Origin of the sequence: Bradyrhizobium sp. sBnM-33, assembly GCF_032917945.1 — a bacterium.
Taxonomy (GTDB): domain Bacteria; phylum Pseudomonadota; class Alphaproteobacteria; order Rhizobiales; family Xanthobacteraceae; genus Bradyrhizobium.
The window spans coordinates 7,864,880-7,878,442 of record NZ_CP136624.1; the positions used below are offsets into that span (position 1 = coordinate 7,864,880).

12 protein-coding genes are annotated in these 13,563 nt (G+C 62.8%); 8 read left to right on the forward strand and 4 right to left on the reverse strand.

What is annotated here, in order from left to right; translation table 11 throughout:
* The first annotated feature begins 33 nt into the window (after nt 1-33).
* Nucleotides 34-1,746: a protein kinase domain-containing protein gene (locus tag RX328_RS36845; protein WP_312017965.1), complete on the forward strand. Its 1,713-nt coding sequence runs from the start codon at nt 34-36 to the stop codon at nt 1,744-1,746.
* 72 nt (nt 1,747-1,818) lie between these two features.
* Here the strand turns inward: RX328_RS36845 and RX328_RS36850 are convergent, their stop codons facing one another.
* Together RX328_RS36850 and ald are read right to left on the reverse strand one after the other, a co-directional pair.
* A complete protein-coding gene (locus tag RX328_RS36850) occupies nt 1,819-3,255 on the reverse strand; it encodes an NAD-dependent succinate-semialdehyde dehydrogenase (RefSeq protein WP_213249170.1) in 1,437 nt (478 codons plus the stop codon).
* A gap of 287 nt (nt 3,256-3,542) precedes the next feature.
* The gene (gene ald, locus RX328_RS36855) at nt 3,543-4,658 is read right to left on the reverse strand and encodes an alanine dehydrogenase (RefSeq protein ID WP_213249172.1); all 1,116 of its coding nucleotides are present in this window, start codon (nt 4,656-4,658) and stop codon (nt 3,543-3,545) included.
* Nucleotides 4,659-4,801: 143 nt separating this feature from the next.
* On the opposite strand from ald, the gene RX328_RS36860 reads away from it, so the two are divergent.
* Complete coding sequence (locus RX328_RS36860) at nt 4,802-5,275, forward strand: Lrp/AsnC family transcriptional regulator (RefSeq protein ID WP_213249173.1); 474 nt, start codon at nt 4,802-4,804, stop codon at nt 5,273-5,275.
* 303 nt (nt 5,276-5,578) lie between these two features.
* Nucleotides 5,579-5,767: a hypothetical protein gene (locus tag RX328_RS36865; RefSeq protein ID WP_249726187.1), complete on the forward strand. Its 189-nt coding sequence runs from the start codon at nt 5,579-5,581 to the stop codon at nt 5,765-5,767.
* Between the two features lie 45 nt (nt 5,768-5,812).
* On the opposite strand, the gene RX328_RS36870 is transcribed toward RX328_RS36865, so the two are convergent.
* Nucleotides 5,813-6,871 (reverse strand): SDR family oxidoreductase, encoded by a 1,059-nt coding sequence (locus RX328_RS36870; protein WP_312017966.1) that lies wholly within the window; start codon nt 6,869-6,871, stop codon nt 5,813-5,815.
* Nucleotides 6,872-6,949: 78 nt separating this feature from the next.
* On the opposite strand from RX328_RS36870, the gene RX328_RS36875 reads away from it, so the two are divergent.
* Nucleotides 6,950-7,390, forward strand: a complete 441-nt coding sequence (locus tag RX328_RS36875) for a CBS domain-containing protein (protein WP_213249175.1) — start codon at nt 6,950-6,952, stop codon at nt 7,388-7,390.
* 186 nt (nt 7,391-7,576) lie between these two features.
* Here the strand turns inward: RX328_RS36875 and RX328_RS36880 are convergent, their stop codons facing one another.
* Nucleotides 7,577-8,041 (reverse strand): YbhB/YbcL family Raf kinase inhibitor-like protein, encoded by a 465-nt coding sequence (locus tag RX328_RS36880; RefSeq protein ID WP_213249177.1) that lies wholly within the window; start codon nt 8,039-8,041, stop codon nt 7,577-7,579.
* 250 nt (nt 8,042-8,291) lie between these two features.
* On the opposite strand from RX328_RS36880, the gene RX328_RS36885 reads away from it, so the two are divergent.
* The 4 genes from RX328_RS36885 (at nt 8,292) to RX328_RS36900 (ending at nt 13,449) form a co-directional block, all read left to right on the forward strand.
* On the forward strand, nt 8,292-9,629 hold the full coding sequence (locus RX328_RS36885; protein ID WP_213249179.1) for an erythromycin esterase family protein: 1,338 nt from the start codon (nt 8,292-8,294) through the stop codon (nt 9,627-9,629).
* Between the two features lie 2 nt (nt 9,630-9,631).
* Nucleotides 9,632-10,966, forward strand: a complete 1,335-nt coding sequence (locus RX328_RS36890; RefSeq protein ID WP_312017967.1) for a phosphoribosyltransferase — start codon at nt 9,632-9,634, stop codon at nt 10,964-10,966.
* Nucleotides 10,967-11,134: 168 nt separating this feature from the next.
* Entirely contained in the window at nt 11,135-12,304 is a 1,170-nt protein-coding gene (locus RX328_RS36895; protein WP_213249181.1) for a zinc-dependent alcohol dehydrogenase, read from the forward strand.
* Nucleotides 12,304-13,449, forward strand: a complete 1,146-nt coding sequence (locus tag RX328_RS36900) for a DUF305 domain-containing protein (RefSeq protein ID WP_213249183.1) — start codon at nt 12,304-12,306, stop codon at nt 13,447-13,449. Before RX328_RS36895 ends, RX328_RS36900 begins: the two co-directional genes overlap by 1 nt.
* Nucleotides 13,450-13,563: the final 114 nt, after the last annotated feature.

Here is a 13,563-nt window from a genome sequence, read left to right on the forward strand (position 1 = left end):
CGACGCGCGCTGCTAACCTGACAGGTCGCGCGGGTGACGATCGGTTCGCAACGAAATCTCGGGGTTCGCGTCGGCTTCGTCAGCGAGACCGGCAAGCGGTCCGCCAATGAGGATTACGTCGGGACCTGCCTCGGTCGGTCCGGTCTAGCCAACCGCGATATCGTCGCCGCCGTCGCCGACGGTGTGGGCGGACACAAGGGCGGGCGCGAAGCCGCCGAGCTTGCGGTTCGTTGCTTCATCGACGCCTATTATTCCCTCCCCGAAACGCTCGGCGTGCGTCGCCGGGCATCGCGTTCGCTGGAAGCTGCCAATAGCTGGATCTACACGCAAGGCCGCACCGATCCTCGGCTCAGCGGGATGAGCTGCGCCTTCTCGTCGATCATCCTGTCGCGGCGGCTTTGCCACATCATTCACATTGGCGACACCCGCGCCTATCGGCTGAGCGAGGGACGGCTGGAGCGGCTGACCACCGACCACATCGCTGGACGCGGCGATCTGGCTCACCTGCTCAACCGCGCCATCGGGTTCGAGGATTTTGCCCGCTTCGATTACGCGACCGTCGGGCTGCGGCAGCACGACAGGCTCCTGATCTGCAGCGACGGCGTCCATGGCGTACTCGCCGATCACCGGCTGCAGCTACTATTGAGCGAGCGCACCTCGCCGGAAGAATCCGCCCGCGCGCTCGTCGACGCGGCGCTGGACGCAGGCTCAACCGACAACTTGACCGCGCTCGTGCTCGACGTCGTCGACCTGCCGCCCGCCGACCGCGACGAGCTCACCCACTCGATCGCGACGCTTCCTATCCTGGAATTGCCCGAGACGGGCGACGTTGTCGATGATTTCACCCTCGGTGAAATACTGTCGGACGGCCGCTACAGCCGGCTGTTCAAGGCGATCGACAAGCGGCAGGGCCGCGACGTCGTACTGAAGTTTCCGCATCCACGTGTGGCCAGTGAGGGCTCCTATCGCCTCGCCTTCGTCCGCGAGGCATGGGTCGCGGCGCGCGTGCGTAGCCTGTGGATCGGAGAGATCATCGAACTGCCTGCCGAACGGCAGACCCGTCTCTATTCGGTAATGCCGCTGTACGAAGGCGAGACGCTGGAACAGCGCCTCAATCGGCCGCCACAGCTTTCGCTGGCCGAAGGCATCGGCATCGCGACCAAGCTGGCGCGCGCGGTTGCGACCCTGCACCGGGCCGGCATCATTCATCGCGACATCAAACCCGACAACGTGATCCTGTTGAAGGGCGGCGGATTGCGGCTGGTCGATCTCGGCGTCGCGCGGGTGCCGTTGCTCGAGGACTTCCCGGCCGAGGATATTCCGGGCACACCGAGCTACATGGCGCCGGAGCTGTTCGGCGGACGGCCCGGCGACGAATTTTCCGATCTCTATGCGCTCGGCGTCACCGTGTACCGGATGTTCACTGCCGCCTATCCCTACGGCGAGATCGAGCCGTTCTCACGGCCCCGCTTCGGCAAGCCCGCGTATCTCTCGCGCTATCGCCCCGACCTGCCGGCATGGCTGGACGCGGTGGTTGGCAAGGCGCTCAACGTCGATCGCACGCAGCGCTATGGCGACGTCATCGAATTCTCGCACGAGCTCGAAAACGGCGCGATGTGGGCAAAGCCAGCCGTCACGTCGCGGCGCTCGCTCTACGAGCGCGATCCGCTGGTATTCTGGAAGAGCCTCTCGGCGGGCCTGATCGTGCTCGTCGTCCTGCTTCTCGCATGGATCGTAAAAAATTAGCCCGACGCTCCCAAGGAAGCGTCGGGCCATATCATGTGAGCGAAGCAAGCCGCACTGGCTTCGCAGTCTGGTTCACACCCCGGTCTGGGTGATGAACTTGGTGTTGAAATAACCATCCATCGCCTCGGTGCCGCCCTCCGAGCCGTAGCCGGAATCCTTGACGCCGCCGAACGGCACTTCGGGCAGGGCCAGACCAAAACTGTTGATCGAGACCATGCCGGCTTCGATGGCGGCGCCGATCGCAGTCGCCGTCTTGGTCGAGCTGGTAAAGGCGTAGGACGCGAGACCGAACGGCAAGCGGTTGGCCTCCTCGGCTACCTCGTCGAAGGTGGAGAACCGCGAGATCAGCGCCAGCGGCCCGAACGGCTCCTCGTTCATGGCACGGGCATCCTTCGGCACGTCGCTGACGACCGTCGGCTCGAAGAAGTAGCCCTTGTTGCCGACGCGGTGACCGCCGGTCTCGAGCTTGGCGCCCTTGCCGACGGCATCCTGCACCATGCCCTCGATGGCGGTGACGCGGCGCGGATTGGCGAGCGACCCCATCTTCGAGTCGGGATCGAGACCATTGCCGACCTTCATCGACTTGGCGCCTTCGACGAATTTGTCGACGAACTCACGGAACACATCGTCCTGCACCAGCATGCGCGTCGGCGAGATGCAGACCTGGCCGGCGTTGCGGTATTTCGCCGCCGCCAGAATCTTCGCCGCCGAGGAGACGTCGGCATCCTTGAACACGATCGCCGGCGCATGGCCGCCCAATTCCATGGTGGCGCGCTTCATGTGCAGGCCCGCCAAGGCCGAGAGCTGTTTGCCCACGACGGTGGATCCGGTGAAGGAAATCTTGCGGATCACCGGATGCGGAATGAGATATTCCGAAATCTCTGACGGTACGCCGTAGACAAGGTTGATGACGCCGTCAGGCACGCCCGCATCGACGAATGCCTTGATCAGTTGTGCTGGCGACGCCGGCGTTTCCTCGGGCGCCTTGACGATGATCGAACAGCCGGCCGCGAGCCCCGCGGAGAGCTTGCGAACCACCTGATTGATCGGGAAATTCCACGGCGTGAACGCCGCGACGGGACCGACCGGCTCCTTGACGGCGATCTGGTAGATGCCGGGGCCGCGTGCCGGGATCACCCGGCCATAGGCGCGCTTGGCTTCTTCGGCGAACCACTCGATGACGTCGGCGGCGGCCATGGCCTCCATCTTGGCCTCGGCCAGCGTCTTGCCCTGCTCCATCGTCAACAGCGGCGCGATCTCGTCATTGCGCTCGCGCATGATCGCGGCAGCCTTGCGCATGATCTTGCAGCGGTCGAACGGCGCCACCGCACGCCAGACCTTAAAACCCTTGGCGGCGGCTTCCAGCGCCTCGTCAAGGTCGGCACGGTCGGCATGCGCCACGGTGCCGATCGTCTCCTCGGTCGCCGGATTGAGCACGGCGATGGTCCTGCCCGACTGGCTCGGACGCCATTTGCCGTTGATGAAGAGTTGGGTATTGGAATATGCCACGAGACTTTCTCCCTGAGCTTATTTGACCGCCAAATGGCGCGCGGCGGAAAATCAGGCGCCTATATGATGGAAGCTCGACTGAATTGCAAAGCCGTTCAATGGTGTGCGGCCGCGCGACCGGCGCATAGCGTCTCCAGGGCCAGCGCCATTTCGGGGCTCAGATCGCTTCGAACCTCGGCAACCGGGTGAGCGCCGCAAAAACCGACTGTCGCGTCACGCCACCGTCATCGACCAGCAGGAAAACCGCCTTGCCGGCCAGCGACCGGGAGGCCGGCGGGCGGCCAGCGTCACGCCGCCAAAATCGTTTCGGGTGCCGCGGCAGGCAAATTCTGGCTGTCGGCGACCGCGCGATTGGTGATCTGTCCGCGGTGCACGTTGAGTCCGGCGCGCAGATGCGGATCCTCGATCAGCGCGCGGATGCCCTTTTCAGCCAGCGCGAGGCCGAACGGCAGCGTGGCATTGTTGAGCGCATGGCTCGACGTCACCGGCACCGCGCCCGGCATGTTGGCGACGCAATAATGCACGATCTCGTCGACGAGATAGGTCGGCGCCTGATGGGTCGTCGGCCGCGACGTCTCGAAGCAGCCGCCCTGGTCGATCGCGACATCGACCAGCACGGCACGGCGTTTCATGCGGGCGAGGTGCGCGCGCGAGACGAGCTTCGGCGCGCTGGCGCCCGGCACCAGCACGGCACCGATCACGACATCGGCCCCAATGACTTCCTCTTCGATCGCTTCCAGCGTTGCATAGCGCGTGCGCACGCGCCCCTGGAACATCTCGTCAAGAATGCGAAGGCGCGGCAGCGAGCGGTCCAGAATAACGATATCGGCGCCGAGCCCTGCGGCCATCCGCGCGGCGTGCGTGCCGACCACGCCACCACCGATCACCGCGATCCTGCTCGGCGCAACGCCGGGCACCCCGCCGATCAGCTTGCCCATTCCGTCCGCCGATTTCCGCAAAGCAGCGCCCGCCGCCTCGATCGCCAACCGTCCCGCCACTTCGCTCATCGGCGCAAGCAGGGGAAGCCCTCCATGGGAGTCCGTCACCGTCTCGTAAGCGATCGCGGTGCAGCCGGATGCCAGAAGCCCCTTGGTCTGCGCCGCATCCGGCGCAAGGTGCAAATAGGTAAAGAGGATCTGATTCTCGCGAAGCTGGCGCCATTCGCTCGGCTGCGGCTCCTTGACCTTGACCACCATGTCAGCGGTCGCGAAGATTTCAGCGGCCGTATCCACGATCGCCGCGCCGGCCGAACGGTAGACGTCATCGCTTGCGCCAATGCCGATCCCGGCGCCCTGCTCGACGATTACGTCGTGTCCCCACGTCACATATTCCCGCACCGAAGCCGGGGTCAGGCCGACCCGATATTCCTCGACCTTGATTTCCTTGGGCACACCGATCCGCATGGGCTTGCTCCTGCATTCGAGGCCATCTGGCTGCAGACAAAAGTACTGCTGAGTTGGCAACACTTCTCGGCGAATTGCGGCTTGCTGGAGGCAAGTTACGCATATATTCTGCACGATAAGCCTATTAATTAGTGACTTATACCGTGAATGAACTGGATCGCATTGATTATCGGATTCTGACCGAGCTCCTGACTGACGCCCGAGCGAGCCAGACCGAGCTCGCCGAAAAGGTCGGACTGTCGCCGACAGCCTGCGCGCGCCGCATCCGCCAACTCGAGGAAGGTGGAATCATTCGGGGCTATCGCGCCGATCTCGAGCCGACTGCGCTCGGGCTCGTCACGACCGTCGTCGTCACCATCACGCTGGAAAAGCAGAGTGAGGATTACCTGGCCGCGTTCGAAGCGGCGATCGCCCGCTGTCCGGATGTCGTGTCCTGTCACTTGATGTCGGGCAGTGACGATTATCACTTGCAGGTCATCGCACGCGACATCGCGGACTTCGAGCGCATCCACAAGCAACATCTTTCACGGATGCCCGGGGTTGCGCGCATCCACTCGAGCTTTGCGATGCGCGAGGTGGTGCGCAGGGCCATCCCCGAGACGGCATTGCGGCGCTAGCCAACTCGACGCAACCAGCATATCCACTGCGGACATCGCGCTATCGACGAGCATGTTGCACGTCAATCGACAGAATTGCCGCGAACAACGAGCACGATGCCGAGCGCAATACGAACTCCGCGCCGCTTGGGAATGCGTAGATGCCCTACCAACGCGTAGAGTAGATACGAAGGCGGAGTATCAATCGCTTTTCGTGTCATTCGGTGAGCGGCGGGTTGCGGGCAGATGCCGACCGGGCAAACGCGACTTGACAAGAACCTAACCCGCTGTATGTTACGTTATAACATAACGTTGTGGGTGCACATGGGCGAAGTCATTCGACTTGTTCCGAAGCCAGAGCTTGAGCGGGCTCGCTTAATTCGAGAAGCCCGCGCGATATATGACAGCATATTTCCGCCGACGGATGCGGTCAGCGAGCATCCGGATGCTCGCCTCAGCCAGGGGACGCAATCGGGCGGAAAGGGCCTGCTCCGGGCGGTACCGGTGCTCTGACCAGCAGCGACTCGATAGTAACCGGCATTCTGCTCGCAGCTTCATTTAGTGCATGCGGTTCTCGACAGGCTTGCCCTTGAGGCCGTCGTGCGAGTGCCTGAGATCGAGCGTCGGTTTGGGTTGCTCCCTCACGAAGCTCTGCACCATCTCCCCCGGGCCGCCCTTCGCAATCGTGGTGCCGCCGTCAGCAAATAGAAGCGCTCCTGTTACGAAGCTCGCCTCATCCGACGCGGCAAACGCAAAGACATTGGCCATCTCCTCCGGAGTGCCGCGCCGACCGAGCACAGTACCGGCAAGTGTCTGCTTCTCCATCTCTGCGTTCATCGGTCCGGTCTCCTTGTGCGTCCAGGCCGTATCGATAGGACCAGGGCACACACAGAGTGCACGCACGCCGTATTTGCCCTGTTCGTAGGCCACGCCGCGCATGAAAGCGTGAAGGAAGCCCTTCGAACCGCCGTAGGGCGCCGCCGTCGGCTCACCCATTTCGCCGGCCTCCGATCCCGTCGAAATCACGACACCCCGCGAGCGCTTCAGATGCGGCAGCGCAAATTTTGTCATCAGGAATGCAGAACGGATATTGTTACGCACGATGTAGTCGAACATCTCGACTGAATGATCCTGGCATTCGGCAATTTCGGGAAAGACGCCGGCATTGTTGATCAGGATGTCGAGGCTGCCGAATGCGTCGATCGCCAGAGCGATACAGGCTTGCGCATCCACCTCGTCCGCAACATCGCCAAGAAACGGTTCGGCTACGCCGCCGCGCGCCCGGATGGCATGGACGACGTCCTCCACCGGATCGGCTGATAGTCCGGCAACAATGACTTTCGCACCTTCTCGCGCAAATTTGTGGGCGATAGCTTCGCCGATTCCTGTCGCCGCACCTGTCACGATTGATGATTTGCCGTTCAGCCGTCCCGCCATCGTCATCCGCTCCGCTTTGCTCTGGTCCAAGCGTTGAACACATTCGTAACCACGATGTTCCGCGCGGGGCACCGTGGCCGCGCTGCGAATCGGCGGCGCGCGTGGAACGGCCGCCACGGTTTCCGCCACGAGCGCCGCATGAACTCGGTTCTTCGCGAGTGCTGCAGAAGTCAGCAACACCGAGATTTCCAGTCGATAGAGGGGAACGTCCGCTTGCAAATTTCGTTGGCGGCCTATCAGCAAGAGTGGAGGCCCCAGATGAGAGTTTGCGATGCCATGACCACAAACGTGCAGCTCTGCACGCCGCAGGACAGCATCAGGGATGCAGCCGAGGCGATGGCAACGCTCAATATCGGGCTGTTGCCCGTGGCTGAAAATGGTCGGTTGGTGGGAATGATCTCCGACCGTGATATTGCCACCCGCGGAATAGCGATGGGCCGAGGTCCGGATGCGCCGGTGCGCGACGTCATGACAGCAGACGTCAAATACTGCTTCGAAGACCAGGATATCGATGAGGTCACTCGCAACATGGCCGATATTCAGGTGCGGCGGTTGCCGGTGCTCGCTCGAAACAAGCGGCTGGTCGGTATCATCGCGCTCGGCGATATCGCGGTTTCCAAGCCGGGTGACGGCGCCGCTACCGCGCTGCATGGGATTTCGCGGCCGGGCGGGCAACATGCGAGCGCGGTCACCGGCTGAGGCATTTAGTCGGAGGACTGCAGGAGCGTTTGCGTCACTAAGCCTGTGGACCGACAACTCAAGCCAGCAAGGTACGTAATCGCACGACCTTCTATCGATGCAAACAGAAGGAACAGAGGGCCGAGCGGGAGCGGGCATGCCACTGGCGCACTACGACACCCGCTCGTTCCATGCAACACGTCGCCACTACCTGCGGTACGTGCCGACGAGTTCAGCCTGGCCGATCGCGTGCTTCTCGGCTGCTTTCCAGATGTCGGCTACCGGCATGCTGGGCGAACGCGAAAGCTCGTCGACATCCAAAGCCGCTAGCTTGAAGTGATAGTGATGCGTACCATGACCCTTGGGCGGCGCAGGCCCACCATAGCCTAGTTCGCCGAAATCGTTCACGCCCTTCCCGAGACGCTCCGTCTTTGGCCCGTGACCGATGGCTTCCGGCAGCATCGTCCGCTCGCCCATGATGTTATAGATACCCCAATGCCGAAACGTGCCGGACGGCGCATCCGGGTCCTCAACGATAAGGGCGAAGCTCTTCGTGCCCGGCGGTGGATCCGACCATTGAAGCGGCGGAGACACATTCTGGCCGTCGCAAGTGTATTTGACCGGAATCGGCTGGTCGTTGTCGAATGCAGGGCTCGTCAACTTGAACACCATATGCAGACTCCTGTGCTCATGGAATGCCAAAGGGTCGCACCGGCGGGCTCGCTCGGTCCTCCGGGGTGCAGCGACACGCCTTACCGATCGATTCCGCCGATACGGAGGAACGTCGGACCGGCGCTTGAGTTGCCTTAACGAGGCACGCTGATCGGCATTTCCCGCGCGCGCTCTGGACGATCCCCTGCAAGCCCGCGCCGTGGCACGCCGATGCTGGACAAGCGCAGCAACCGTCTAGGGAACCTGGCGCATGGCCCTTTCACCGGAAGCCGAACAAATTCGCGAGAGGACTAATCGCGAGCTGATCGATCTCTTGCATGAGGCAGGCGAGCATCTCCCGGCACCGGAGCAGGACGATTTCACGTCCTATTTCGACCGGTTCGGCCCTGCGAAAATCGTGATGCTCGGCGAAGCGACACATGGCACGTCAGAATTCTATCGGGCACGTGCCGCGATCACCCGCCAGTTAATCGAGCACCACGGCTTCAACATTGTCGCGGTCGAGGCCGATTGGCCGGACGCAGCAGTGCTCGATCACTTCGTCCGGCAACTGTCATCTGAGCCGCCCAAGGAGCGGCCGTTCGAGCGTTTTCCGACCTGGATGTGGCGCAATATCGAAGTGAAGCAATTCATCAACTATCTTCATTTCCACAACGATGCGTGCGCTGCGGACCGGAGAATCGAGTTCCGGGGGCTCGACGTCTACAGCCTCAACAGCTCCATTGCCGCTGTCATCGCGTATCTCGAACGCATCGACCCGGAACGCGCCCGCGCGGCGCGTGAACGCTATTCCTGCCTGACCCCCTGGCAGGCAGACCCTGCCGGTTACGGACGCGCCGTGCTGTCCGGCCGTGACAGTTGCGAAGACGCGGTGGTGGTTCAACTACGCGAGCTTCTGTCACACCGGCTTTCGCATCCAGAAGACGGCGGCGAGGCCTTCTTCAGTGCCGCGCAAAATGCGCGGATCGTGCGCGCGGCCGAGCAGTATTACCGCATCATGTATCGCGGCTCGACCGAGTCGTGGAACCTGCGCGACCGTCACATGTTCGACACGCTGCAATATGTGATGCAGGAACGCGGGCCGCAGGCGAAGGCGGTGGTCTGGGCCCACAACTCCCACATCGGCAACGCTGCGGCAACTTCGATGGGTTGGGGCGGCGAATTCAATATCGGCGAGCTCGTCCGCAACGCCTATGGCGACGAGGTTGTCTTGATCGGCTTCGGCACGGATCGCGGCACAGTGGCTGCGGCCTCCGATTGGGGCGGCGAGATGGAGATCAAGTCGGTTCGGCCGGCACGCGAGGACAGCTATGAATACCTGTTCCGCCGCACAGGCCTGGCGCGATCACTGACCGATTTGCGGCCGCCCGGCCGAGGCGAGCTGCGCGACAGGCTGACCGGTCCCAGACTCGAGCGAGCCATCGGCGTCATCTATCGACCCGAGACGGAGCTCCTCAGCCACTACTTTGAGGCGGTATTACCCGAACAGTTCGACGCGTTCGTCTGGTTCGCAGATACCAAGGCGGTGACACCGCTTGCGACACGAGCCACAGCGGGCGCGGCAGATACTTATCCCTTTGGGTTCTGATCATGGCACGTGCACGGGAACAGCTCAGCGAAGTCCTGGTCGGTCCGCACCACCTTGCGGGCATTTTGGGCGTGCCTCACGATGCGGCCGGCATCGTGATTTTTGCGCATGGCAGCGGTAGCGGCCGTCTAAGCCCACGCAACAACCAGGTCGCAGCGGCTCTCCGTGAGGCCGGGTTTGCCACGCTGCTGCTTGATCTCCTCAGCCCGGAGGAGGAGCGGGACCGCGGCAACGTATTCGACATCCCGCTGTTGGCATCACGGCTTGCAGACGCCGCGGACTGGACCCGCAACAGGTCAGAGCTTACGAAGTTTCCGATTGGTTATTTCGGCGCAAGCACCGGTGCAGCGGCCGCGCTGGTCGCGGCTGCCGAACGGCAAAACGTCGCTGCGGTGGTTTCGCGCGGCGGTCGCCCGGATTTGGCCGGCAAAGCGCTGCGCGCCGTTAGGGCGCCGACCCTGTTGATCGTTGGCGGAGCCGACCTGCCGGTGATTCCGCTCAACAGTTCGGCTTTTGCGGAGCTCTCTTGCGAGAAGGACCTCGTGATCGTGCCGAAGGCGACGCATTTGTTCGAAGAACCCGGCGCGCTCGAGCAGGTGACGCAATATGCCACGCGCTGGTTCCGCCAATTCCTGGCGTCGCCCCTCCCCGAAGAGGTGATCGACGCCGATACGGTTTTCGCCGACCGGCGAGACGCCGGACGCCGGCTGGCATCAGCGCTCATGAAATTCAGAGACAGCGACGCGGTCGTGCTTGCGCTGCCGCGCGGCGGCGTACCCGTCGCGTTCGAGATTGCGCAAGCGCTGCACGCCCCGCTCGACGTAGCGCTCGTGCGCAAGATCGGCGCGCCGGGTCATGAGGAGCTCGGGCTTGGCGCGGTCGTCGACGGCGCCCATCCGCAGATCGTACTCAATGAGGACATCATTCGCGAGATCCAGCCGGGCGCGGCCTACCTGGAAGCTGAGACTGCCCGCCAGCTTGCCGAAATCGAACGTCGACGGCGGCTCTACCGCGGCGGTGATCCACCGCCAGAGATTGCTGGCCGTACGACCATTGTCGTAGACGACGGCATCGCCACTGGCGGAAGCGTGAAAGCCGTGCTGCGAGCGCTGGCAAGGGCGAAGCCGGGCCGTCTCGTCCTTGCGGTGCCGGTTGCGCCACGCGATTCGCTTGACGAACTGAGTGCGGAGGCAGACGAGGTCATTTGTCTCAAGAGCCCCGATCCGTTCTTTGCGGTCGGCATGCACTATAGGGATTTCAGCCAGACTTCGGATAAGGAAGTTACCGAACTGTTGCATCGTTCCAAGGCCAGCAGCCCAAACCAGGCGCGTGCGTGAGGAGCTTGTGACCAGCGGTCAGCGATGGCCGCCAAATTTCGTCGCGATCTTCTCGGCATCGGTCCCCGGCCGGTGCCTGCTCGTTCCAATTCTGCGGGCTCAAAAATAGGAACCGGCCGCAATTTTGCGATTTAAGTCTTCGGCCATTTGTATGCCGGAGCTCATTCGATGCGCGCCCTCACCTGGCACGGCAAAAACGATATCCGCTGCGATACCGTGCCCGACCCGAAGATCGAGCATGGACGCGACGTCGTCATCAAGGTGACGGCCTGCGCGATTTGCGGCTCCGACATTCACCTCTACGACGGCATCATGCCCAGCATGGAAAAGGGCGACGTGCTCGGACATGAAACCATGGGCGAGGTGGTCGAGGTGGGGCCGGAGATCAAGACGCTGAAGGCCGGCGAACGCGTTGTCGTACCATTCACAATCGCTTGCGGGGAATGCTTCTTCTGCAAGAATGGCTTCTACTCAGGTTGCGAACGATCCAACCCGAACGCGAAGTCCGCAGAAAAACTGTGGGGGCATTCGCCCGCCGGACTGTTTGGCTATTCACACATGCTCGGCGGGTTTGCCGGTGGACAGGCAGAGTATATGCGCGTGCCGTATGCCGACGTCGGACCGATCAAGGTTCCTGACGGTCTCACCGATGAACAGGTGCTGTTTCTCTCCGACATCTTCCCGACCGGCTACATGGCCGCCGAGTTCTGCAATATCAGAGGCGGCGAAACGGTTGCGGTCTGGGGTTGCGGGCCGGTCGGCCAGATGGCGATCAAGAGCGCCTTCCTGCTCGGCGCCGGGCGGGTGATCGCGATCGATACCGTGCCGGAGCGGCTGGCGCTGGCGCAAGCATCCGGGGCCATCACACTCGATTTCAAGAAGGAAGAGATCTACGATCGGATCCAGGAGCTGACCCAAGGCCGCGGTGCCGACGCCTGCATCGATGCGGTCGGCACCGAACCGGATATCCGCTCCGGCTTCGACGCGGTCGTCGATCGAGTCAAGGTCGCCACCTATCTCGGCACCGACAGTCCGCACGTCCTGCGCCAGGCCATCCATTGCTGCCGCAATTTCGGCGTGGTGTCGATCGTGGGCGTCTATGGCGGATTGCTGGACAAAATCCCGATGGGCTCGGCGATCAACCGCGGCCTCACCTTTCGTATGGCCCAGACACCAGTGCAGCACTATCTGCCAAAACTGCTTGAGCGGATCACCAAAGGTGAGATTGATCCTTCCTTTGTCATCACCCACCGCGCCACGCTCGAACAAGGACCGGAGCTGTACAAGACGTTCCGGGATAAGAAGGACGGCTGCATCAAAGTGGTGATGAAACCCTAGTGCAGCTTGGAGGCACCCGCGACGGACGTGCAGCGATCCCGGCGCATCAGCTTCGGTCGCGCTGGATCGCTGCGGCGGAGCTTGGCCTCATCAGCAGCACGTTCTCAACCATCGTCAGCCAGCTTTTTGCTGCGCGCATCGGACGCGATGCATGGGTCGACTGGACGACGGTCGCCGCGATACCGGCACGCGACTTGGCGCTCAGTGCCGAGCCTTCGTGGAGCGCGGTCCTCGCGGGAATCGCCTTTCACCAATGGGCGGACTTTTCCTGGGCGATGGTGTTCTTCGGCGTGCTCGGCCGCTGGACCGCGCAGCTTCGCCCGCTCGCCATCCTGCTGCTTGCCCTGCTCTGGGCGGTCTTTTCGTCTGCGACGGAATGGCTCCTGCTGGTGCCGCTCATTCCATTCTGGCAGCCGCTGTTCACGCTTCAGCAGCCCTATTGGATCGGCCTCCTCGTTCACGGCGCATCAGCCCTCATGTATCCGCTGTTTGCATGGCTGCGCTGGGCGCCCGGCTGCGCCCCGAAGAGAGATGTGCGCGTCGCCAAAGTGTGGGCGGCAGCGTCGGCGGCTGTGATCCTCGTGCTCGGGGGCATAGCGTTGTTGAGCCTTGTCGGGCGCGAGTTGCCATGGATGGGCCAGGACAGGGATGCGGACCAAACCTATATCCGCCACATGACCACGCATCATGCCCAAGGCATCGAGCTGGCCAGTCTCGGCGCCGAGCGCGCCCGCGATCCGCATCTGCGCGCGCTCGCGAATCTTATGGTCGCAAGCCAGAGCGGCGAGAACAGGATATTCGAGAGCTGGTGGCAAAGCTGGTTCAAGATACCGATGCCGGATTGCACGGCGGATGAGCGCGCGATCATGCCAGGCTATCTGACGCGCATGCAGATACAGCAGGTCAGGAGCGCAGCGCCGGAGCAATTCGATGCGCAATTCACCGCAATGATGACTGTGCATCACAAGGGTGCCGTCAAGATGGCCGATCTGGCTTGGCGCAGCGCCGCAGACTTTCGCCTGCGCATCATGTCGCACGCGATCCGGCATGAGCAGCAAGGCCAAATCGCGCTCATGCAACGGATAGAGGGAACTGCGGCGGTCGCGACGGCGCTCCGCAACATGTTTGCCGACAATGTTAACTAGCTGACGCTCACACGAGGGTGTGATTACCTGCGCATCCGAGCGTACGGCGTCGGCCGTTCGGTTGCAGCCGAGGAACTCTCGCCGCCCGAAGAAAGTTAGTGGCGTGAAGGTCCT

Bases quoted from the DNA above. Each gene is read 5' to 3' on its own strand.
- RX328_RS36880 (WP_213249177.1), bottom strand. From the start codon at position 8,041: ATGGTGTTCAAGTTGACGAGCCCTGCATTCGACAACGACCAGCCGATT.
- ald (WP_213249172.1), bottom strand. From the start codon at position 4,658: ATGCGGATCGGTGTGCCCAAGGAAATCAAGGTCGAGGAATATCGGGTC.
- RX328_RS36865 (WP_249726187.1), top strand. From the start codon at position 5,579: ATGGGCGAAGTCATTCGACTTGTTCCGAAGCCAGAGCTTGAGCGGGCT.
- RX328_RS36875 (WP_213249175.1), top strand. From the start codon at position 6,950: ATGAGAGTTTGCGATGCCATGACCACAAACGTGCAGCTCTGCACGCCG.
- RX328_RS36885 (WP_213249179.1), top strand. From the start codon at position 8,292: ATGGCCCTTTCACCGGAAGCCGAACAAATTCGCGAGAGGACTAATCGC.
- RX328_RS36895 (WP_213249181.1), top strand. From the start codon at position 11,135: ATGCGCGCCCTCACCTGGCACGGCAAAAACGATATCCGCTGCGATACC.
- RX328_RS36890 (WP_312017967.1), top strand. From the start codon at position 9,632: ATGGCACGTGCACGGGAACAGCTCAGCGAAGTCCTGGTCGGTCCGCAC.